Source organism: Streptomyces sp. NPDC050743 (assembly GCF_044456925.1).
Taxonomy (GTDB): domain Bacteria; phylum Actinomycetota; class Actinomycetes; order Streptomycetales; family Streptomycetaceae; genus Streptomyces.
On record NZ_JBITGJ010000002.1, the window covers coordinates 167345 to 189098 of the forward strand.

20 protein-coding genes are annotated in these 21754 nt (G+C 71.1%); 8 read left to right on the forward strand and 12 right to left on the reverse strand.

Annotation, left to right across the window (positions count from 1 at the left end; all coding sequences use genetic code 11):
- The 5 genes from zwf to ACIBJF_RS03255 all read left to right on the forward strand — a co-directional run bounded on the left by zwf (position 1) and on the right by ACIBJF_RS03255 (position 4529).
- Positions 1-1539, forward strand: a complete 1539-nt coding sequence (gene zwf, locus ACIBJF_RS03235; RefSeq protein WP_399171942.1) for a glucose-6-phosphate dehydrogenase — start codon at positions 1-3, stop codon at positions 1537-1539.
- Positions 1536-2591 (forward strand): glucose-6-phosphate dehydrogenase assembly protein OpcA, encoded by a 1056-nt coding sequence (gene opcA / locus ACIBJF_RS03240; protein WP_399171943.1) that lies wholly within the window; start codon positions 1536-1538, stop codon positions 2589-2591. The genes zwf and opcA overlap by 4 nt, the downstream gene beginning before the upstream one ends.
- Complete coding sequence (gene pgl, locus ACIBJF_RS03245; protein ID WP_399171944.1) at positions 2588-3370, forward strand: 6-phosphogluconolactonase; 783 nt, start codon at positions 2588-2590, stop codon at positions 3368-3370. The genes opcA and pgl overlap by 4 nt, the downstream gene beginning before the upstream one ends.
- Positions 3371-3555: 185 nt before the next feature.
- Complete coding sequence (locus tag ACIBJF_RS03250; protein ID WP_399171945.1) at positions 3556-4050, forward strand: lamin tail domain-containing protein; 495 nt, start codon at positions 3556-3558, stop codon at positions 4048-4050.
- 26 nt (positions 4051-4076) lie between these two features.
- Entirely contained in the window at positions 4077-4529 is a 453-nt protein-coding gene (locus ACIBJF_RS03255) for a hypothetical protein (RefSeq protein ID WP_399171946.1), read from the forward strand.
- A 15-nt stretch (positions 4530-4544) separates the two neighbouring features.
- On the opposite strand, the gene ACIBJF_RS03260 is transcribed toward ACIBJF_RS03255, so the two are convergent.
- The 5 genes from ACIBJF_RS03260 to ACIBJF_RS03280 all read right to left on the reverse strand — a co-directional run bounded on the left by ACIBJF_RS03260 (position 4545) and on the right by ACIBJF_RS03280 (position 11143).
- Positions 4545-5384 carry a carbohydrate ABC transporter permease gene (locus ACIBJF_RS03260; RefSeq protein ID WP_399172125.1) on the reverse strand — a complete coding sequence of 280 codons (840 nt, stop codon included), beginning with the start codon at positions 5382-5384 and terminating at the stop codon, positions 4545-4547.
- Positions 5385-5406: 22 nt separating this feature from the next.
- Entirely contained in the window at positions 5407-6759 is a 1353-nt protein-coding gene (locus ACIBJF_RS03265; RefSeq protein WP_399171947.1) for an ABC transporter permease subunit, read from the reverse strand.
- 12 nt (positions 6760-6771) lie between these two features.
- Complete coding sequence (locus ACIBJF_RS03270; RefSeq protein WP_399172126.1) at positions 6772-8097, reverse strand: ABC transporter substrate-binding protein; 1326 nt, start codon at positions 8095-8097, stop codon at positions 6772-6774.
- A gap of 28 nt (positions 8098-8125) precedes the next feature.
- Entirely contained in the window at positions 8126-9736 is a 1611-nt protein-coding gene (locus ACIBJF_RS03275) for a glycoside hydrolase family 13 protein (RefSeq protein ID WP_399171948.1), read from the reverse strand.
- Positions 9737-9871: 135 nt separating this feature from the next.
- Entirely contained in the window at positions 9872-11143 is a 1272-nt protein-coding gene (locus tag ACIBJF_RS03280) for an ABC transporter substrate-binding protein (RefSeq protein WP_399171949.1), read from the reverse strand.
- A 129-nt stretch (positions 11144-11272) separates the two neighbouring features.
- On the opposite strand from ACIBJF_RS03280, the gene ACIBJF_RS03285 reads away from it, so the two are divergent.
- Genes ACIBJF_RS03285 through ACIBJF_RS03295 form a run of 3 tightly spaced genes read left to right on the forward strand, consistent with a single transcriptional unit; the run spans position 11273 to position 14831 of the window.
- Positions 11273-11779 (forward strand): PadR family transcriptional regulator, encoded by a 507-nt coding sequence (locus ACIBJF_RS03285; protein ID WP_365722258.1) that lies wholly within the window; start codon positions 11273-11275, stop codon positions 11777-11779.
- The gene (locus tag ACIBJF_RS03290) at positions 11776-12528 is read left to right on the forward strand and encodes an ABC transporter ATP-binding protein (protein WP_399171950.1); all 753 of its coding nucleotides are present in this window, start codon (positions 11776-11778) and stop codon (positions 12526-12528) included. The genes ACIBJF_RS03285 and ACIBJF_RS03290 overlap by 4 nt, the downstream gene beginning before the upstream one ends.
- 2 nt (positions 12529-12530) lie before the next feature.
- Positions 12531-14831 (forward strand): FtsX-like permease family protein, encoded by a 2301-nt coding sequence (locus ACIBJF_RS03295; protein WP_399171951.1) that lies wholly within the window; start codon positions 12531-12533, stop codon positions 14829-14831.
- Positions 14832-14879: 48 nt separating this feature from the next.
- Here the strand turns inward: ACIBJF_RS03295 and ACIBJF_RS03300 are convergent, their stop codons facing one another.
- From ACIBJF_RS03300 to ACIBJF_RS03330, 7 genes are all read right to left on the reverse strand, one after another.
- Entirely contained in the window at positions 14880-15644 is a 765-nt protein-coding gene (locus tag ACIBJF_RS03300; protein ID WP_399171952.1) for a DsbA family protein, read from the reverse strand.
- 89 nt (positions 15645-15733) lie between these two features.
- Positions 15734-17386: a glucose-6-phosphate isomerase gene (gene pgi / locus ACIBJF_RS03305; RefSeq protein ID WP_399171953.1), complete on the reverse strand. Its 1653-nt coding sequence runs from the start codon at positions 17384-17386 to the stop codon at positions 15734-15736.
- Positions 17387-17438: 52 nt separating this feature from the next.
- Positions 17439-18701 (reverse strand): MFS transporter, encoded by a 1263-nt coding sequence (locus tag ACIBJF_RS03310; protein WP_399171954.1) that lies wholly within the window; start codon positions 18699-18701, stop codon positions 17439-17441.
- A 130-nt stretch (positions 18702-18831) separates the two neighbouring features.
- A complete protein-coding gene (locus tag ACIBJF_RS03315) occupies positions 18832-19167 on the reverse strand; it encodes an RNA polymerase-binding protein RbpA (protein ID WP_078066843.1) in 336 nt (111 codons plus the stop codon).
- Between the two features lie 217 nt (positions 19168-19384).
- Complete coding sequence (gene secG, locus ACIBJF_RS03320) at positions 19385-19621, reverse strand: preprotein translocase subunit SecG (RefSeq protein WP_399171955.1); 237 nt, start codon at positions 19619-19621, stop codon at positions 19385-19387.
- Between the two features lie 108 nt (positions 19622-19729).
- Entirely contained in the window at positions 19730-20506 is a 777-nt protein-coding gene (gene tpiA / locus ACIBJF_RS03325) for a triose-phosphate isomerase (RefSeq protein ID WP_399171956.1), read from the reverse strand.
- 5 nt (positions 20507-20511) lie between these two features.
- A complete protein-coding gene (locus ACIBJF_RS03330; protein ID WP_399171957.1) occupies positions 20512-21723 on the reverse strand; it encodes a phosphoglycerate kinase in 1212 nt (403 codons plus the stop codon).
- Positions 21724-21754 lie beyond the last annotated feature (31 nt).

The window sequence follows — 21754 nt, forward strand, 5'->3', positions numbered from 1 at the left end:
TTGTCCCCCCTTTCCGGTTCCGGAGCGAACCCGCTTCGTGACCCGGCCGACCGACGGCTCCCGCGCATCGCGGGGCCGTCGGGTCTGGTCATCTTCGGTGTCACGGGCGACCTTTCCCGCAAGAAGCTGATGCCCGCGGTGTACGACCTCGCCAACCGGGGTCTGCTGCCGCCGGGCTTCTCGCTGGTGGGCTTCGCCCGCCGCGAGTGGGCGCACGAGGACTTCGCGCAGGAGGTCCACGACGCGGTCAAGGCGCACGCCCGTACGCCGTTCCGCGAGGAGGTCTGGCAGCAGCTCATCCAGGGGATGCGCTTCGTCCAGGGCACCTTCGACGACGACGACGCGTTCGAGCGGCTGCGTTCCACCATCGACGAGCTGGACAAGGCGCAGGGCACGAGCGGCAACTTCGCCTTCTACCTGTCGGTGCCGCCGCGTTCCTTCCCGGTGGTCATCCAGCAGCTGAAGAAGCACGGGCTGGCCGACCAGTCGGGCGGTTCCTGGCGGCGCGCGGTCATCGAGAAGCCGTTCGGGCACGACCTGAAGTCGGCCGAGGACCTGAACAAGGTCGTGCACGAGGTGTTCGAGCCGGACCAGGTGTTCCGGATCGACCACTACCTCGGCAAGGAGACCGTCCAGAACATCCTGGCGCTGCGCTTCGCCAACACGATGTTCGAGCCGATCTGGAACCGGTCCTTCGTGGACCACGTGCAGATCACCATGGCCGAGGACATCGGCATCGGCGGCCGCGCCGGTTACTACGACGGCATCGGCGCCGCCCGTGACGTCATCCAGAACCACCTGCTGCAGCTCATGGCGCTGACCGCCATGGAGGAGCCCGCCTCCTTCGACGCGGACGCGCTGGCCGCGGAGAAGGAGAAGGTGCTGGGCGCGGTACGGCTGCCCAGGGACCTGGGCAGCAGCACCGTGCGCGGGCAGTACGCGGGCGGCTGGCAGGGCGGCGAGAAGGTCATCGGCTACCTCGAAGAGGACGGCATCGACCGGAAGTCGAAGACCGACACCTACGCGGCGATCAAGCTGGAGATCGACAACCGCCGCTGGGCGGGCGTCCCCTTCTATCTGCGCACCGGCAAGCGCCTCGGCCGCCGCGTGACGGAGATCGCCGTCGTCTTCCAGCGGGCCCCGCACTCCCCCTTCGACACCACGGCGACGGAGGAGCTGGGCCAGAACGCGATCGTCATCCGTGTCCAGCCCGACGAGGGCGTCACCGTCCGCTTCGGCTCCAAGGTGCCGGGCACCTCGATGGAGATCCGGGACGTCTCCATGGACTTCGCCTACGGCGAGTCCTTCACGGAGTCCAGCCCGGAGGCGTACGAGCGGCTGATCCTGGACGTGCTGCTGGGCGACGCCAACCTCTTCCCGCGCACGGAGGAGGTCGAGCTGTCCTGGAAGATCCTCGACCCGATCGAGGAGCACTGGGACAAGCACGGCAGGCCCGCGCAGTACCCGTCGGGCACCTGGGGCCCCGCCGAGGCGGACGAGATGCTCGCACGAGACGGACGGAGCTGGCGCCGGCCATGAAGATAGACCTGACCGACACCACCGCCGGCGACATCAACAAGGCGCTCGTCCAGGGCCGCCGCGCCATCGGCACCCCCGCCGTGGGCATGGTCCTGACCCTTGTCATCGTCACCGACGAGGAGAACGCCTACGACGCGCTGAAGGCCGCCAACGACGCCGCGCACGAGCACCCCTCGCGCACGCTGGTGGTCATCAAGCGGGTCTCCCGCAGCCCGCGCGACCGCACCTCCTCGCGTCTGGACGCCGAGGTGCGGGTGGGCGCGGACGCGGGCACCGGCGAGACGGTCGTGCTGCGGCTGTACGGCGAGGTCGTGGGCCACGCCGACTCGGTGGTGCTGCCGCTGCTGCTGCCGGACGCGCCGGTGGTCGTGTGGTGGCCGGTGAACGCCCCGCTGGACCCGGCGAAGGACCCGCTGGGCGCCCTCGCCCAGCGCCGGGTCACCGACACCTACGCCGCCGAGCAGCCGGTGCGGGAGCTGTCCGCCCGCGCCGAGGCCTACACGCCCGGCGACACCGACCTGTCCTGGACCCGGATCACGCCGTGGCGTTCGATGCTCGCGGCGGCCCTGGACCAGGTCACCTGCCAGGTGACGGCCGCCGAGGTGGAGGGCGAGGAGTTCAACCCGAGCTGTGAGCTGCTGGCGATGTGGCTCGCGGACCGGCTGGACGTACCGGTGAAGCGGTCGCTGTCGGGCGGCCCGGGCCTCACCGCGGTCCGCATGGACACGAGCTGCGGCCCGATCGTCCTGGACCGCGCGGACGGCACGCTGGCCACGCTGTCCATCCAGGGCCAGCCGGCCCGCGCCGTGGCGCTGAAGCGGCGGGAGACCGCCGAGCTGATCGCGGAGGAGCTGCGCCGGCTCGACCCGGACGACACCTACGCGTCGGCGCTGCGCTACGGCGTCGAGCGGCTGAACCCGGTTCCGGAGCAGTCCGTCAAGGAGCCGGTGGCCGAGCCCCGGTCCGAAGAGGAAACGGCGAAGGCACCGGCCAAGAGGGCGGCGTCCAAGACCGCGAAGAAGGTACCCGCGAGGAAGGCGGCGGCGAAGTGAGCACTCCGCAGCTGGTCGTCCACCGCGACAAGGAGCTGATGGCGCAGGCCGCCGCGGCCCGCCTGATCACGAAGATCGTGGACGCGCAGGCCTCCCGGGGCACCGCGTCCGTGGTCCTCACGGGCGGACGCAACGGCAACGGCCTGCTGGCCGCGCTGGCGGCGGCCCCGGCCCGGGACGCCATCGACTGGGGCCGGCTCGACCTGTGGTGGGGCGACGAGCGCTACCTCCCCGAGGGCGACCCCGAGCGCAATGTCACGCAGGCCCGCGCGGCCCTGCTCGACTCCGTTCCACTGGCCCCGGAGCGCGTGCACGCCATGCCCGCCTCCGACGGCCCGTACGGTACGGACGTCGACGCGGCGGCGGAGGCGTACGCGGCGGAGCTGGCGAAGGCGGCCGGACCCGAGAACCACGGCTCGGTGCCCACCTTCGACGTGCTGATGCTGGGCGTCGGCCCGGACACCCACGTGGCCTCGCTCTTCCCGGAGCATCCGGGGGTGCGGGAGACGGAACGCACGGTGATCGGCGTCCACGGCGCCCCCAAGCCGCCGCCGACCCGGGTCTCCCTCACGCTCCCCGCGATCCGTTCGGCCCGCGAGGTCTGGCTCCTCGCGGCCGGCGAGGACAAGGCGGAGGCCGCGGCCATCGCCCTGTCGGGCGCGGGCGAGATCCAGGCCCCGGCGGCGGGGGCGTACGGCCGCTCGCGCACACTGTGGCTGCTGGACGCGGCCGCGGCTTCGCAGTTGCCGAGATCGCTGTATCCGCCGGCTTCACCGTGAACCGGTGAACCGGTGAACTGCTGACGCACATGAGGGCGGCAGGGGACGACTCCCCTGCCGCCCTCGTCGTGTGTTCCGACTCCCCCTCAGGCAAGTCCTTCACGACTTCCACGAAATATTCATATAAGACTCAACTTTTGTGTAAGCTCCTGGGCGCACTGATCGCACCACTGAGGGGGGACCTCATGCGTATACGTTCCGCGCTGACCGCCACCGCCGCCGCCGGCGCTCTCGCCGTCGCCGCCGCCGCCCCGGCCCAGGCCACCGAGTACTCCTCCGCCCTGAAGATCACGGGCGTCCAGTACGACGCGCCGGGGCGGGACTCCAACAGCTGCAGCACGGGCAACACCCGGGACGAGTACCTGACGATCAAGAACTACTCGCGCAGCACGACCGTCAACCTCAAGGGCTACTTCGTCAAGGACGCCACGGGGAACCGGTTCACGTTCGGCTCGAACCACTACCTCCAGCCCGGCGACTACGTGAAGCTGCGCGGGGGACACGGCACCGACTCGGACGCCCACAACGTCGTCTACCGCCAGAACTGCAACTTCATCTGGAACAACGACAAGGACACCATCTACCTCTACAAGCCGTCCGGGGCCCACGCGGACACCCACGCCTACACCAAGTCCGGCAACGACCGGGACGGCAACGGTTACATCACCTTCCACGGCTGACACCGAGCCGTCCGGGGAGAGTGACCGTGAATCCGTACAGGAGTCCGCACCGACGCGTTCGGGTGTGGGCCGCGTGCGTCGCCCTGCTGGCCGCTGGCGCGGCCGGCTGCGGCCAGTCCACGCACGACAGCGCGGCCAAGGCGTCGGCACCGGCGCCCCGGCCCACCGTGACCGTCACGGCGACGACCACCGTGACCGCCCGGCCGGAGCCCGGGCCGACGGTCACCAGGACGAAGACCGTCCGAACGCCCGGACCGACCGTCACCGTCACCAAGGCCGCCTCCGGCACGGTGCGCAGTGACGACACCAGCAGCGGCAGTGGCGGCGGCACCTGCTCCATCGTCTCCAACGCGGGCAACTGCTACCAGGCGGGCCAGTTCTGCCGCAGCAGCGACCACGGGGCGACGACCACCACGGCGAGCGGTACGCCGATCACGTGTTCCTACAGCGGCAGCGCCTGGCGCTGGACGTACGCGTGAGCCGCGCGGGCTCGGTCACTTGACCGAGCCCGCCATCACGCCCTGGACGAAGTGCCGCTGGAAGGCGAAGAACACCGCCACCGGCACGATCAGGGACAGGAACGCGCCCGGGGCGAGGACGTCGATGTTGCTGCCGAACTGACGGATCTGGGACTGGAGTTCCACGGTCAGGGGCTGGGAGGAGCTGTCGGCGAAGAGCAGCGCCACCAGCATGTCGTTCCAGACCCAGAGGAACTGGAAGATCGCGAGCGAGGCGATCGCGGGACGCCCCACCGGCAGGACCAGGCGGGTGAAGATGCGCCATTCGCTGCCGCCGTCCATCCGGGCCGCCTCCAGCATCTCCTTCGGCATCTCCGCGAAGTAGTTGCGGAGCAGGAACACCGCGAACGGCAGCCCGTACGCCACGTGGAACAGGACGACTCCGGGGATCGTGCCGAACAGGCCCAGCGCGCCGAAGAGTTTGGCCACCGGCAGCAGCCCGATCTGGACCGGCACCACCAACAGGGCCACCACCAGCAGGAAGAGGGGCTCCCGGAGGGGGAAGTCCAGCCAGGCGAAGGCGTATCCGGCGAGCGCTGCGATGACCACGACGAGGGTCGTGGCCGGTACCGAGATCAGAACCGTGTTCCAGAAGGCCTGCGTCATGCCGGCGTTCTTCAGCAGGGCCGAGTAGTTGTCGAAGGACAGCTGGCCGGGGCTGGTGAGCGCGGTCCACCAGCCGCCCTTCGCGGTGTCCTGTGCCGAGCGCAGGGAGGACACGAAGAGGCCTGCGAGCGGGGTCAGCCAGACCAGGCCGATCACCACCAGGAAGGCCTGCACCAGGCCGTTGCCCAGGCCCCGCCTGATCGCGTTCATGGCCGAGTTCATCGCTGGCTCCTCATCGTTGACTACGGCGGAAACGGCGGACGTTGAAGACCATCGCCGGGATCACCAGGAGCAGGAGCAGCACACCCAGCGCGCTGCCGAGGCCCTGGTTGTTGCCGCCGCCGAAGGACACGAGCCACATCTGCGTGGCGAGCACCGTGGCGTCCTCCTGCACCGGTCCGGGCGCGATGATGTAGACGAGGTCGAAGACCTTCATCACGTTGATCACCAGGGTGACGAAGACGACCGTCAGCACGGGGGCCAGCAGCGGGACGGTGATCCTGCGGAAGATCTGCCACTCGTTCGCCCCGTCCATCCGGGCCGCCTCCAGCGCGTCCCGCGGCAGGGTCGACAGGCCCGCGCCGATCAGCACCATCGCGAAGCCGGTCCAGATCCACAGGTACGCGCCGATGATCGCCGGGGTGACGAGGGTCGGGCCGAGCCAGGAGACGCCCTGGTAGGGCGGGGCGAAGTTGGACCGCGGGAGTCTCACCGTGTACGAGCCCGCGCGCAGCCCGGAGAAGCGGAAGGAACCGTCGGCCGCAGTGGTCGTGCTCGCGACCGTCCGCCCGTCGCGCACCGCCTGGACCCTCATGCCGGGCAGGCCGCTCTCCTTCGCGTCGACCTTGCCCTGCCTGCCCCCGCCGCCGGGCGTGAAGTCCAGGTAGACGACACCGCGCAGCTCGCCGGGCGCGGCCTTGCGCGAGGCCGCCGCATCGGCGGGCTCGGCCCCCTTCGGCAGGTCCTTGGGCAGCACGCCGACCATCGGGAGCGTCACCGAGTGACCGGCGGAGGCGGTCGTGCGCCAGGAGCCGTCGTGGTCCTGGGTCAGCAGGCCCTGGCGGCCGCGCGCCGTCGGGTACGACGAGGTGCCCTGGAAGGCGTCGTGGACGGAGACCACGGCCGCGTTCAGCACGCCCTTGTTCGGGTCCTCGTCGTAGGCGAGCCGGAAGATGATGCCGGCGGCCAGGAAGGACACCGCCATCGGCATGAAGAGCAGGAGCTTGAAGGCGGTGGCCCAGCGGACCTTCTCCACCAGCACGGCCAGGATCAGGCCGAGGCCGGTCAGCAGGGACGGGGCCACGACCACCCAGATGGCGGTGTTGCGGATGGCCTTGAGGGTCGCCGGGTCGCGGAACATCTCGGCGTAGTTGCCGCCGCCGACGAACCGGGTGCCGGAGGCGTCGAAGAAGCTGCGGCCGACGGAGAACAGCACGGGGTAGACGACGAGCGCGCCGAGCAGGAGCAGCGCGGGGAAGACGAAGAGCAGGGCGATCAGCCGGGCGCGCCGCCGGCTGCGGCGCCCGCGCGCCTCGCCGGCGGCCCGCGGGCCCGCCTGCCGTTTCACAACAGTGGTGGCGGTCATGATCGCTGCCGGTCAGCCCTGGTAGGCCTTGGCCGCTGCCGACTCCAGCTTGGCCGCGGTGCCCTTGGGGTCCGACGGGTTGCGCAGGAAGTCCTGGAGCAGCTTCCACTCGCCGGCGCCCTTGGTGCCGCCGAAGGCCGCCGGGGCCTGGTCGGACATGTCGAAGCGGACCGAGTCGCCCGCGTCGATCAGGGACTTGGCGGTGGCGCGGGTGACGTCGTCGCCGTAGGAGGAGAGGTCGAGCTTCTTGTTCGGGGACAGGAAGCCGCCCGCCTTCGCCCACACGGCCGCGGCCTCGGGGCTCGCCAGGTACTCCAGGAGCTTCATGCCGGCCTTGGCGTTCTTCCCGTCCTTGAGGACGACCGCCGCGTCACCGCCGCTGACGACGGGTGCCGTGCCGCCGTCGACCGCCGGGAACGGGAAGAAGTCGGCGTCCTTGCCGATGGTCTTGCCGAACTGGTCGTGCGCGACACCGGCCACGAAGTCGCCCTCGTAGACCATGCCGGCCTCGGGCTTGGGCCCGAACACCTTCTCCACCGAGCTCGGGAAGTCGGTGTTCAGGGCCTCCTTCTGGCCGCCCGCGATCAGCTGCTTGTCCTTGAACAGCTTGCCGAGCGTGGTGAGCGCCTTGACCACGGACGCGTCGGTCCACTTCAGCTTGTGCGCGGCGAGGGCGTCGTACTTCTCGGGCCCGGCCTGGGAGAGGTAGATGTTCTCGAACCAGTCGGTGAGGGTCCAGCCGTCCTCGCCGGCGACGGAGAAGGCGGCGAGTCCGGAGTCGGAGACGGTGTGGCCGGCCTTCAGCAGCTCGTCGTAGGTCGTCGGCGGCTTGACCCCGGCCTGGGTGAGCGCGTCGGGGCTGTACCAGACGGTGGACTTGTGCGCGGCCTTGAAGTACAGGCCGTACAGGGTGCCGTCGACGCTGCCGTAGTTCTTCCACACGGGCGCGTAATCGGCGGTGATCGTCTGCTGGGCCGTGCCGGACAGCGGCTTGAGCCAGCCCTGCTTGGCGAACTGCTGCAGGACGCCGACCTGCGGGACCATCACGACGTCGGGCGCGTTGCCGCCCTCGATCTTGCTGCCGACGACCGTGGAGACGTTGTCCCCGGTGGAGATGAACTGCGTCTTGGCGCCGGTCTTGGCGGTGAACGCGTCCAGGACCTTCTGGAAGTTCTTCTGCTCGCTGCCGGTCCAGACGCCGGCCACGGTGACGGTCTGGCCGCTGAGCGCCTTGTCGCCGCCGCCGGCCGAGACGGGCCCGCCGCCGCAGGCGGTCGCGCCGAGCGCCAGGGCGAGGGCGGTGCAGCCGGTGAGCAGGGTGGTACGTCGTCGCATCATCATCGATGTCCCTTCGAGAGGCGGTTGATCACAGGTCGGTGAGCCACCAGGCCGCCGTGGCGCCGGGCAGGACGCCGGACGGGCAGGGGCCGCTGGAGAGCAGGGGGGTGCCAAGGACCGGGGCGGGCGTGGGGGCCGTACCGAAGTTGACGGCGCAGACCAGGCCGTCGCCGCGGGTGAAGGCGAGGACGCCGGGCGGGGTGTCCAGCCAGCGGAGCGTTCCCTCCCCCAACTGGGGCAGGGCGGCGCGGAGTTGGAGGCCGTCCCGGTAGAGGTGCCAGAAGGAGCGGGTGTCGGCGAGGGCGCGGTCGGTGGCGTACTCGGCGAAGTAGTCCGGCTGGGGCAGCCAGGGCTTCACGCCCTCGACGCCGGAGGTGAAGCCGAACGGGGAGGCCTGACCGGACCAGGGCAGCGGCACCCGGCAGCCGTCGCGGATGCGGGCGCGGCTGCCGGTGCGGCGGAATATCGGGTCGGTGAGGACGTCGTCGGGCAGGTCGACGACCTCGGGCAGGCCCAGTTCCTCGCCCTGGTAGATGTACGCGGCACCGGGCAGCGCCAGCATCAGCAGCGCGGCGGCGCGGGCGCGGGCGGCGCCGAGTCCGCTGCCTTCGGGGGCGGGTTCGCCGTAGCGGGTGACGGTGCGGACCTGGTCGTGGTTGTTGAGGACCCAGGTGACGGTCGAGCCGGTGCCGGCGATGTCCTGCATGGCCTCGGAGATGACCTTGCGGAAGGCGTCGGCGTCCCAGGGCGCGCCGAGCAGGTCGAAGAAGAAGGCCTGGTGGAGTTCGTCCGGGCGGACGTACAGGGCGTGTTCGCGGGCGGTGGGGACGGAGACCTCGCCGACGAGGAGGCGTTCGCGGCCGTCGCGTGCGGTGTACTCCTCGCATGTCGCGCGCCACTGCCGCCACACCGCGTGCACCTCGGGCTGGTTCCAGGCGAGCGGGTTGACCGAGTCGCGAGTGCGCGCGTCGGCCTCGGGGTCGTCGGAGTCGGGCAGTTCGGGGTGCTTGTAGAGGCCGGCGGCGACGTCGATGCGGAAGCCGTCGACGCCCCGGTCGAGCCAGAAGCGCAGCACGCGGTCGAACTCGGCGGCGACCTCGGGGGTGCGCCAGTTCCAGTCGGGCTGCTCGGGCGTGAACATGTGCAGGTACCACTGGCCGTCGGCGGCCCTCGTCCAGGCGGGTCCGCCGAACATGGCGTGCCAGTTGTTGGGCGGCTCGTCGCCGTCCGGGCCGCGGCCGTCGGCGAAGTGGAAGCGGGCGCGGGCCGGGCTGCCGGGCGCGCTGTCCAGTGCCTCGCGGAACCACGGGTGCTCGCTGGAGCAGTGGTTGGGGACGATGTCGAGGAGCACCTTGATGCCGAGCCGGTGCGCGGCGCCCATCAGCAGGTCGAACTCGGCGAGGTCGCCGAAGATCGGGTCGACGTCGCAGTAGTCGGCCACGTCGTAGCCGTGGTCGTGCTGCGGCGAGGGGTAGAACGGGCTCAGCCAGATCCCGTCGACGCCCAGCTTCTTCAGGTACGGCAGCCCGGCCCGGACGCCGGCCAGATCGCCGACGCCGTCGCCGGTGCTGTCGAGAAAGCTGCGGACGTAGACCTGGTAGATCACCGCGTCACGCCACCAGTGGTACTTACTCAGCATGCATGCATGTTAGGTAGGCGTGTCGTCAGCGTGTCAACGAAAAGAACGCAGGCTACTGGTGAGTTGAGGGCGCAAATTCGGACTTAGCCGGGCATCGCGCGTCGAGATGAGATCTGCGCGTTACTTAACAAGTAACTATCGGCGGGCGATCGCGTCGAGCTCGTGCGCCAGCCGGCGCACGGCCTGCTCGGGCGTCTGGCGCCCGCTGAGCGCATCCTGCATCACGGCCTGCACCACCAGGCTGACCTGGTCGTAGCGCGGACTCTTGGGGCGCGGCCGGGCCGTGAGCACGGCGGTGCGCAGGGTCGGCAGATAGGGGAACCGCCGTACGAGTCCGGGGTCCTCGTAGAGCGCGGCGCGCACGGGCGGCAGCGCGCCCCGGGTGAGCACCTGGCGCTGCACGGGCGCACTGGTGAGGTAGGCGATCAGTCGGGCGGCCGAATCGGGGTGCTCCGTATGGGAGTTGACGGCCAGGTTGGAGCCGCCGAGCACACTGGTCCCCGGCCCGTCGGGGCCGGGCAGCGGTACGGCGCCGATCTTTCCGGCGACCTTGGATCCCCTGGCGGAGGCGACGGCGTAGGCGTAGGGCCAGTTGCGCAGGAAGAGCAGCCTGCCGTCCTGGAAGGCCTGTTTGGACTCCTCCTCCTTGTACGTCAGCGCCGCCTTCGGTATCCAGCCCTCGCGGACGCCGCGGGCGAGGAAGCCGATGCCCTCGCGGGCGGCGGAGGAGTCGACGGTGACCCGGGTGCCCTCGTCGCCGAGGATCGTGCCGCCCGCCGAGTACACGGCCTCGGCCGCGTTCACGGTGAGGCCCTCGTAGGGCAGGAACTGGCCCGTGTAGCCGCCGAGTCCGTACTTCGGCGCGATGGTCTTCGCGTCGTGCTCCAGCTCGGCCCAGGTGCGCGGCGGCGGCACGCCCTCCTTGGCGAGGATGTCCTTGCGATAGAGGAGAAGTCCGGCATTCGTGACGTACGGCACCGCGTACAGCCGACCGTCGTAGGTGGCCGTGTCGACGACCGGCGGCAGGAAGCTCTTCAGCGGGAAGCGGTCCGGCGGCAGCGGGCGGATCCAGCCGGCCGCCGCGAACTCCGAGGTCCAGTTGACGTCGATGTTGAGGACGTCGAACCGGCCCCGGTCGCCGCCGCGCAGGTCGGTGGTCATCTGCGCGTGGGTCTCGTCGGCGGAGTCGGGCAGCTCGACGAGGGTGACCTTCTCGCCGGGATGGGTGCGGTTCCAGCCCTGGAGCAGCGGGGCGAGATAGCCGGTGAGGTCGCCGGCGGTGGCCAGGGTGAGCGGGCCGCGGCCGTCGCCCGTGCCCTCGTCGGCACGGGCGCCGGAGGCGACGTACCCGGTGAGGATGACGACGAGAACGAGGAGGCCCCTACCGGCGGCGCGTATCCACCGCATAGGTTCCTCCCTGAACACGTACACACGGCTCCGGGCGTCCTCGCCCGGGAGTCAGAGGCCATGTATACCTGTTAGGTATGGGCGATACTAGGGCCTGGAGCACATTGAGCAGACAGGAGGACAGCACGAGTGCGCCTGCCCCTCCTGGCACTCCTCGCCCGCGGCCCGGCCCACGGCTACGAGCTGAAGCAGGACCTTGAGCAAGTGCTGGGCTCCGCGTACCCTCAGCCCAACGTCGGCCAGATCTACGTCACCCTCGGCCGCCTCGAGAAGTCGGGACTGATCGAGGGCGAGGACGTCGAGCAGTCCAGCCGGCCCAACAAGAAGGTCTACCACCTCACGGACGCCGGGCGGGAGGCGCTGCACGCCTGGTTCGAGGAGACCGAGGACGAGCCGCGGGTGCGGGACGAGTTCTTCATGAAGCTCGCCCTCGCCCCGCAGACCGGCCTCGCCGACCAGATCGCCCTCATCAACCGGCAGCGGCGCCAGTACCTCAACACCATGCGCAACCTGTCGAAGCTGGCCGCGGCCGAGAACCGGGACAACCGCATCGCCCATCTGCTCATCGAGGGCGCGATGCTGCATCTGCAGGCCGATCTCGACTGGCTGGAGCGGTGCCAGGAGGAACTGGAATGAGCGAGGACGCTACTCCGGTGCTGCGCGCCGAGGGTCTGGTCAAGACCCACCACGGCGAGGGTGCCCCGGCACACGCCGTCCGCGGGGTCGACCTGTCCGTGGCGCGGGGCGAGTTCGTGGCGATCACCGGCCCCTCCGGCGCCGGCAAGTCCACGCTGCTGCATCTGCTCGGCGGACTGCAGCGCCCCGACGAGGGCAGCATCTGGCTGGACGGCCGGTGCACGGACTCCTTCGGCGAGGCGCGCTGGGCGGTGGAGCGCCGCAAGGCCATCGGGATCGTCTTCCAGTTCTTCAACCTGGTGTCGAACCTGTCGGTCGCCGACAACGTCGAGCTGCCCGCCCTGCTCGCCGGGGTTCCGCCGAGGAAGGCCCGCGCCGAGCGGGAGGAACTGCTGGCCGAGCTGGGGCTCGAGGGCAAGGAGCGCAGCATGCCGGGCGAGTTGTCCGGCGGTGAACAGCAGCGGGTCGCGCTGGCCCGGGCCCTGGTCAACCATCCGCCGCTGCTGCTGGCCGACGAGCCCGCCGGCAGCCTGGACAGCAAGGGCACCCACGAGGTCATGCGGCTGCTGTCCCGCTTCCACGGACGCGGGCAGACGATCGTGCTGGTCACGCACGACGCCCGGCTGGCGAGCGCCGCCGACCGCGTGATCAGCTTCTTCGACGGCCGGATAGCCGACGACGCCACCCTGGACGGCACCCCGCCGCCCCGGCGCGGCGGCATCTTGGGTGTGCTGGAGTTGAGGGACTGACCGTGCTGGATCTGCGGGACGTACGAGCCACCCTGCGCTGGGCGCACTCGGACCTGCGCACCCACCGGGGCGAGGCGCTGTTCCTCGTGCTGGCCACCGCCGGGATCGTCGTCTCGCTACTGCTGGCCACCGCCCTGTTCGGGTACGCGACCAACCCCTGGCAGCGCGTCTTCACACAGGCCCGGGGGGCGCACGTGTGGATCCACACCGTGCCCTCGGCCGACGCCCGCGATCTGGCCCGGCTGGGCGGCGTCGAGTCCGTGGCCGGCCCCTACCGCACCGAGTCCGTCACTGTCGCCGTACGCGGCACCCGCGCCTCCGTGGAGCTGCGCGGCACGCCGGAGCCGCCCTCCGTCGGCCGGCCGCTGCTCACCGCCGGGCACTGGCTTCAGGCGGCCGAACCGGACGGCGTGGTGCTGGAGAGCAGCCTGGCCAGGGCGTTGCTGGCCGAGCCCGGGGACACCCTCACGCTGCCCGGTACGGCCCGCACCCTGACCGTCGAGGGCATCGCGGACAGCGCCGAGCCCCGCTACAGCGCGGGCGAGCAGCCGGGGCTGGTGTGGGCCCTGCCCTCCGCCGTTCGCGCTCCCGGCGGCCAGGTCATCGGGCTGCGCCTCGCCGACCCGGCCGACACGGACTACGCGGTGCAGCGTGCCGTCACGGTGCTGGGCGCGGGCGCGGTCGGCGAGGTCTCCACCTGGCAGCAGGCGCGCTCCGCGGCCCAGGGCGACAACCGGCTGCTCGGCCAGGTGCTCGGCCTGTTCGGTCTCGGCGCCCTGATCGCCGCGGGGTTCGCGGTGCACGGGGCGATCGCCACCCGCATCCGCGGCCATCTGCGGGACATCTCGGTGCTGAAGGCGATCGGCTTCACCCCCGGCCAGGTCGTGCGGGTCTTCCTGCTCCAGCATCTGACGTACGCGCTGCTCGGCACGGTGGCCGCCGCGGCGCTCACCAAGACCCTGGGCAGCCGGATCCCCGGCCGGCTAGGTGACGCCGTGGGCGTGTGGCAGGGGCTACCGGGGCACACCGTGGCGCTGTTCGTGGTGCCCGTGGGCGCGGTGCTGTTCATCGGCCTGACCACGGGGCTCGCGGCGTGGCGGGCCGGGCGGGTGCCGCCGGTCCCGGTGCCGCGCCCGGCCACGACGGCCGGCGGACGGCTGACCGGCCTCGCCCGGCGGGCGCTCGGGCTGCGGCTGCCGGCCGCGCTGGTCCTCGGCTGCCACAAGGCGTTCGCGGGTCGCGGCCGGTCGCTGGCCACCGTGGCCCGGCTGACGCTGCCGCTGCTGCTGATCGTGGTGGCGCTCAGCGCCTGGACCACGATCGACCGCTTCCACAGCAGGCCGGCCCGCATGGGTGTGCCGACGGCCCTGACGGTCCGTTCCGACGGTGCCATGGACACATCCGCCGTACGGTCGTGGCTCACCGGCGATCACCGGGTCGCCGCCGCCTATCCGGGCGTCGAGGTCGCCGCGCTGGTCCCCGGTCAGACCGGCACCATCGCTTTGCGCGGCGTCGGCACCCGCGCCGAGCCCTACCCCTACGCCCTCGCCGAGGGCCGGGCCGCACGCGGACCCGACGAGGCGGTGGCCGGCCAGGGCCTGCTGGACCTGCTGCACGCCCGGGTCGGCGACTGGGTGCGCATGACGGTGGGCGACCGGCCGCAGATCCTGCACATCGTGGGCCGCAGCATCGAACCGCAGAACGCCGGCCGGGTGGTGACCACCTCCCTGGACACCCTCCGCGAGAACGACCCCGCGCTGACCCCCGCCTTCTACGAACTGCGGCTGCGTCCCGGCACCGACCCGCAGCACGTGGCCGCCGCGCTGGCCCGGGCCGGCCGGGGCCATCTCGACGTGCACACGGTGACGAACCCGGCCGACGGCCTGTCCCCGCTGCGCGGAGTCGTCGCCGGGCTGATCGCCGTGCTGGCCCTGATCGGGCTGGTCGAACTGCTCACCGCCATCGGCGGCAGCGTCCGCGAGGGCGAGCGGGACGTGCTGGCGCTGAAGGCGATCGGCATGTCGCCACGGCAGATCACCGCGATCACCGTCACGGCGACGAGCTGTACGGCCCTGGCCGCGATGATCGCCGCCACGGCGCTGGGGCTGCCGCTGGGCCGCCGGCTGATCGACGCCCAGGGCAGCTCCAGCGGTATCGGCGCCGGGATCGCTCAGTCCCCCTCGCCCGCGCTGCTGCTCGCGCTGGGCGCGGCGGCCGTGCTCGGGGCGGCGGGCCTCGCCGCACTGCCCGCGGCCCGCGCGGCCCGCAGCCGCCTCGCGGACACACTGAGCGCGGTGGCCTGAGCCCCCGGCTCAGGCGACCGCGTGGCAGGGACCAGCCGGCGGGACGGGTCAGCCGGCGTCCTGCCCCACGTCGGGGTTCTCCCGGATCTTCGCGAGCAGCCCGGAGAACACATCGCCGTCGAACAGCACGCCGTTGTACTCGGCGGGGACGCGTATGCCGTCGATCTCGGCGGTGGGGGTGCCGGGGCCCTGGGGGTCCTGCGCTCCGCCCGCTTCCTCGTACGCCTTCTCCGACCGGGTCACGAACGAGCGGTACTTCATGGTCTTCACGGCCGAGTCGAAGTCCGGCCCGCGCAGTCCGGGGACCCGGCCCGCCAGCTTGAGCAGATACGCGTCGGTGAACCCGTCGACGCTCTCGGCGGGCTGGTGGGCGTAGAGGACGTCGTGGTATTCGGCGAACTTGCCCTTGTCCAGCGCGGCCCGCAGGGCGTTGACCGCCTTGCGGGAGCCGGAGCCGGTGAGCCGGTCGTCGAGGAAGGAGGCGAGGGTGTACTCGGTCCTCGCCTCCCGCCGGACGGTCGCCGCGCGCAACTGCGGGGCGCCACCGGTGGTCTCGAACTCCTTGCACACCGGGCACCGCGGGTCCTCGTACAGGTGCACGGTCACCGGGGCGGCCGGGTCCCCGACCGTGATGGTCGTCCCGTCCTCGCCCAGCCGCTCCGGAACGGCCGACAGCCCGGAGTAGGCCGACGCGGCCGTGCTCGTGGCCCGGCCGTCCTTGGACTCCGCCGACTGGTGTCCGCTGCCGCACCCGGCCGCCGACACCACGATGACGGCCGCCGCGACCGCCGCGACGAACCCTCTGTGCACCATGCGCTTCCTCCCCTGAAGATCCCCCGAACCTTAAGGGATGTGCAAAGAGAACGCACAGAAAAAGTCGCCGCGCCGGCTCGGCGGGCGGATCAGCTCCGGCCGCGCAGCTCCCGGTATCTGCCGACCAGCGCCTCGGTGGAGGCGTCGAGGCCGGAGACCTCCGCCCCCTCGGTGAGCGCCGGCTCGACGCGCTTGGCGAGGACCTTGCCCAGCTCCACGCCCCACTGGTCGAAGGAGTCGATGTTCCACACCGCGCCCTGCACGAACACCTTGTGCTCGTAGAGCGCGATCAGCTGGCCGAGCACGGACGGGGTGAGTTCCTTCGCCAGGATGGTCGTCGTCGGCCGGTTGCCCCGGAAGGCCTTGTGCGAGACCAGCTCCTCGGGGACGCCCTCCGCGCGGACCTCCTCGGCACTCTTGCCGAAGGCGAGCGCCTGGGTCTGGGCGAAGAAGTTGGCCATCAACAGGTCGTGCTGCGCCTTGAGTTCCTCGCTCAGCTCGCCCACCGGCTCGGCGAAGCCGATGAAGTCCGCCGGGATCAGCTTGGTGCCCTGGTGGATCAACTGGTAGTAAGCGTGCTGGCCGTTGGTGCCCGGCGTGCCCCACACCACCGGCCCGGTCTGCCACTCCACCGGCCGGCCGTCGCGCTGCACCGACTTGCCGTTGGACTCCATGTCCAGCTGCTGGAGATAGGCGGTGAACCTCGACAGGTAGTGGCTGTAGGGCAGGACGGCGTGCGACTGGGCGTCGTGGAAGTTGCCGTACCAGATGCCCAACAGGCCGAGAAGCAAAGGCGCGTTGGCCTCGGCGGGTGCGGTGCGGAAGTGGTCGTCGACCAGCCGGAAGCCGTCGAGCATCTCCCGGAACCGCTCCGGGCCGATGGCGATCATCAGGGACAGGCCGATCGCGGAGTCGTACGAGTAACGCCCGCCGACCCAGTCCCAGAACTCGAACATGTTGTCCGGGTCGATGCCGAACTCGGTGACCTTCTCCGCGTTCGTGGACAGCGCCACGAAGTGCTTGGCGACCGCCGACTGGTCGCCGAGCGCGTCCAGCAGCCACGTCCGCGCGGAGGTGGCGTTGGTGATGGTCTCGATGGTGGTGAAGGTCTTGGAGGCGATGATGAACAGCGTCTCGGCCGGGTCCAGGTCCCGGGTGGCCTCGTGCAGGTCGGCGCCGTCCACGTTCGAGACGAAGCGGACCGTCAGGGCGCGGTCGGTGAAGCTGCGCAGCACCTCGTAGGCCATCGCGGGGCCGAGGTCGGAGCCGCCGATGCCGACGTTGATCACGTTCCTGATGCGCTTGCCGGTGTGGCCGGTCCAGGCGCCGGAGCGGACGCGGCCGGCGAAGTCACTCATCTTGTCGAGGACGGCGTGCACCTTCGGCACGACGTTCTCCCCGTCGACCTCGATCACCGCCTCACGCGGGGCGCGCAGCGCCGTGTGCAGGACCGCACGGTTCTCGGTGACGTTGATCTTCTCGCCGCGGAACATGGCGTCCCTGAGCCCGAACACGTCCGTGGCGGCGGCCAGCTCGCGCAGCAACCGCAGCGTCTCGTCGGTGACCAGGTGCTTCGAGTAGTCGAGGTACAGATCGCCGACCTGGAGCGTGTACCCCTCACCGCGACCGGGGTCGTCGGCGAACAGGTCCCTGAGATGGGTGTCGGCCAGCTCCTCCCGGTGCTTGGCGAGAGCGGTCCATTCGGGCGTCTGGTTGAGCCTGGTACGGCCGTCTGCGTTCATTTCCGACTTCCGCCTTCTTTCGTGCCTGTCCCAGCTGTTCCAACCTATTTGATCAGCGCGCGGCACGAGCCGTCGTGACGTCGTCCTGCGGCGCAACAACAGGTACGTCCGGCTTGCGGGCCGGTCTCAGCGCGGTGACGGACAGGACGAAGAAGGCCGCTGTCAGCAGGGCCGGCGTGTTGCGGCCCCAGGCTGTGGCCACGACGCCGCCGAGCAGGGCGCCCACCGGGGCTCCGGCGACGGCGAGGGTGCGGAAGGCGGAGCTGACCCGGCCGAGCAGCCCGGCGGGGGTGCGCTGCTGCATCAGTGTCGTGGTGTTGACGTTCCAGAGCATGCCCATGCAGCCGAACACCGCGAGGGCGGCCACCAGAGCGGTCAGGCTGCGCACCGAACCCATGACGACGAGCGCGCCGATCTGCACGGCGCCGGCGAGCAGTACGGTCCGCAGGGGGCCGAGCCGGGCGGTGACCCACCGGTTGAGCGCTCCGCCGGCCAGACCGCCGAGGGTGTACGCGGTCGTCGCCGCCGCGTATCCGGCCGTGCCCGCGTGCAGCCAGCCGGTCACCAGGATCACCAGGGTGGCGATCAGGGCGCCCATGCCGATGTTGCACAGCGCCGTGGCGGCGCACAGCCCGCGCAGCGTCCGGTCGTGCCACAGGGTGCGCAGGCCGGCGGCGATCTCCCGGCGCAGGCCGCCGCCCGCCGCTCCGGCCGCGCGCTCGGGTGCTTCGGTCCGCAGGGAGGCGACCAGTGCGGCGGCCACGAGGAAGGTGGCGGAGTCGGCCGCGAAGGGGACGGCCGCTCCGGCGGCGATCAGCACCGGCACGACGGGCGCGCCCAGCAGGCCGCCGGCGATCTTCTGGCCGGTCATCAGCCGGGCGTTGGCACTGCCGAGCGCCTGCCCCTCCACCAGGGCCGGCAACAGGGCCGTGGCCGCGTTGTCGAACAGCGTCTGGAGGGTGGTCAGGGTGAAGGCCAGGGCGATGAGCAGCGCGATCGAGGCGTACCCCCAGGCGACGGCCACCGCGAATAGACCCATGAGCAGCCCGCGCACGGCGTCGACGGCCCACATCGCGCGCCGCTGGTCGACACGGTCGGCGACCGCGCCGCCGAGCAGCCCGCAGACGATCCAGGGCAGATAACCACACGCGGTGACCGAGGCGATGAGCAGCGGCCGGTCGGTCAGCGACGCCGCGAGCAGCGGGAGCGCGGCCGCGCGCAGGGCGTCCCCGAACCGGGAGACCACCGCAGCCGTCCACAGCCGTCCGAAGCCCCCGCGCCACGCCGGCGCGTGCCTCTCCCCCGCCTCGACCACTGCCGGAACTCCCCCCGCCCAGTTCTCGCCTGCACGAAAACCGTAGAGGGCACCACTGACAATCGGTCGGCCGGTGCGGAGCGATACGGCTCCGGCCGGACACCCGAAGGCACCCGGCCGGTCTCAACTCCTAGATCTCGCCCCGCAGTTTGGCGAGCGCCTCGGCGAGGATCGCCTCGCCGTCCGCGTCGCTGCGCCGCTCCCGTACGTACGCGAGGTGCGTCTTGTACGGCTCGGTGCGCGGCGGGTCCGGCGGGTTGTCCCGGTCCTGCCCGGCCGGGAAGCCGCAGCGCGGGCAGTCCCAGGTGTCGGGGACCTGCGCGTCGCTGGCGAAGCTCGGCTGCGTCTCGTGCCCGTTGGAGCACCAGAAGGAGACGCGCAGCCGCGGCGCGGACTCGCCGCGCTCGGCCTCGCCCATCGGCCCCGCCCCGACCCGGCTTCCTCGGATCGCGTTGCCACTTGCCACGGTCGTAACTCCCTGCGTGATGGTGCCGCGAAGCGAGTCGGCGTTCCGCTTCGCCGCGAGCGCCTCAGTCTACGTAAGGCCCAACGCGCGTCCAGTCATTGGAGTTACCAGCCCCACATCCAGACGCAAGCCCCATGATAGGCCGCGCCCAGGAGCGCGTACCGAACATGGGGCCTTACGTACCGAATATGCGTGATGTGTGTGCTGCGCGGGTGCGTCAGCTGTTCGTCTTCACCAGGATGCCGAGGACGATGATGCACGCGAACCACAGCAGGCCGACCACGATGGTGATCCGGTCCAGGTTGCGCTCGGCGACCGAGGAGCCGCCGACGGAGGACTGCATGCCGCCACCGAACATGTCGGAGAGGCCGCCGCCCTTCCCCTTGTGCATCAGCACCAGCAGCATCAGCAGCAGGCTGAAGACGATCAGGGCGATCGAGAACCCCAAAACCACGGCTGGACCAACTTCCTCGGATTCGGATGGACGACGGGGGCACAGCACGTCGGCTGTGCCCCCGCAAGAGTACGACGTATCGCCGCTACCGCCTACTCGCGGCGTGTGTCACTGATCGCGGAAGCGCACGATCTTGACGAACTCGTCGGCGTCCAGCGAGGCGCCCCCGACCAGGGCGCCGTCGATGTCGGCCTGCGCCATGATCTCGGCGACGTTGCCGGCCTTCACGGAGCCGCCGTACTGGACGCGGACCTTGTCGGCCACGTCCTGCGAGTACAGCTCGGCGATCTTGGCGCGGATGGCGGCGCAGACCTCCTGGGCGTCCTCGGCGCCGCAGACCTTGCCGGTGCCGATGGCCCACACCGGCTCGTAGGCGATCACGATGGTCTCGGCCTGCTCGGCCGGGAGGTCCTTCAGACCGCCCTCGACCTGGGTGAGGGTGTGGCCGACGTGGTTGCCCGCCTCGCGGACGTCCAGTTCCTCGCCGACGCACAGGATCGGGGTCAGGCCGTGCTTGTAGGCGGCCTTGACCTTGGCGTTCACGAGCTCGTCGGTCTCGTTGTGGTACTGGCGGCGCTCGGAGTGGCCGATGACAACGTACGTGCACTTCAGCTTGGCCAGCATCGGACCCGAGATCTCGCCGGTGTAGGCGCCGGAGTCGTGCTGCGAGATGTCCTGGGCACCGTACTTGATCTTGAGCTTGTCACCGTCGACCAGAGTCTGCACCGAGCGCAGGTCGGTGAAGGGCGGCAGGACGGCGACCTCGACGGCCTCGTAGTCCTTGTCGGCCAGGGCGAAGGCGAGCTTCTGGACGTGCGCGATGGCCTCAAGGTGGTTGAGGTTCATCTTCCAGTTGCCCGCCATCAGCGGCGTGCGCGTGCTCATCGAGGTCAGTCCTCCAGTGCGGCGAGGCCGGGGAGCGTCTTGCCCTCGAGGTATTCGAGGGAGGCGCCGCCACCGGTCGAGATGTGGCCGAATGCGTTCTCGTCGAAGCCGAGCGTACGCACGGCCGCGGCGGAGTCACCACCGCCGACGACGGTGAAGCCGTCCGAGTCGACGAGGGCCTGGGCGACGGCCCGGGTGCCCCCGGCGTAGTCGGGGTGCTCGAAGACGCCCATGGGACCGTTCCAGAACACGGTCGCGGCGTCGGTGAGCTTCGAGGCGTACAGCTCTCGGGTCTTCGGGCCGATGTCCAGGCCCTCCTGGTCGGCGGGGATCTTGTCCGCGTCGACCACGTCGTAGTCGGCCGGCGCCTTGGTCTTCAGGTCCGGGAACTCCCGGGAGACCAGGACGTCGACGGGGAGCACCAGCTCGACGCCCTGCTTCTCGGCGCGCTCCATGTACTCCGTGACGGTCGGGATCTGGTCCTCCTGCAGGAGGGAGATGCCGACCTCGTAGCCCTTGGCCTTGAGGAAGGTGTAGGCCATGCCGCCGCCGATGAGCAGGCGGTCGGCCTTGCCGAGCAGCTGGTCGATGACGGCGAGCTTGTCGGAGACCTTGGCGCCGCCGAGCGCGACGACGTACGGGCGCTTGACGTCCTCGGTGAGCTGCTTCAGGACGCCGACCTCGGTGGCGATGAGGTAGCCGGCGTAGTGCGGCAGCCTGGCCGGGAGGTCGTACACGGAGGCGTGCTTGCGGTGCACGGCGCCGAAGCCGTCCCCGACGTAGACGTCGGCGAGGGCGGCGAGCCGGTCGGCGAAGGCGCCGCGCTCGGCGTCGTCCTTGCTGGTCTCGCCGGGGTTGAAGCGGAGGTTCTCCAGGACGGCGACCTGGCCGTCCCTCAGGCCGGCGACCGCGTCCTGGGCGGACTGGCTCACGGTGTCGGTCGCGAAGGCCACGGCGGAGCCGAGGAGTTCACCCAGGCGGGAGGCGGCCGGCGCGAGGGAGAAGGCGGGGTCCGGGGCGCCCTTGGGGCGGCCCAGGTGCGAGGCGACGACCACCTTGGCGCCCGCGTCCGCGAGGGCCTTGACGGTGGGCAGCACGGCGCGGATCCGGCCGTCGTCGGTGATGGTGCCGCTCTCCAGCGGCACGTTGAGGTCGGCGCGGACGAAGACCCGCTTGCCGCTCACGCCGGCGGCGAGAAGTTCGTCGATCGTCTTCATTGAGTGGACTCCAAAGGAGGGCTCGTGGTGC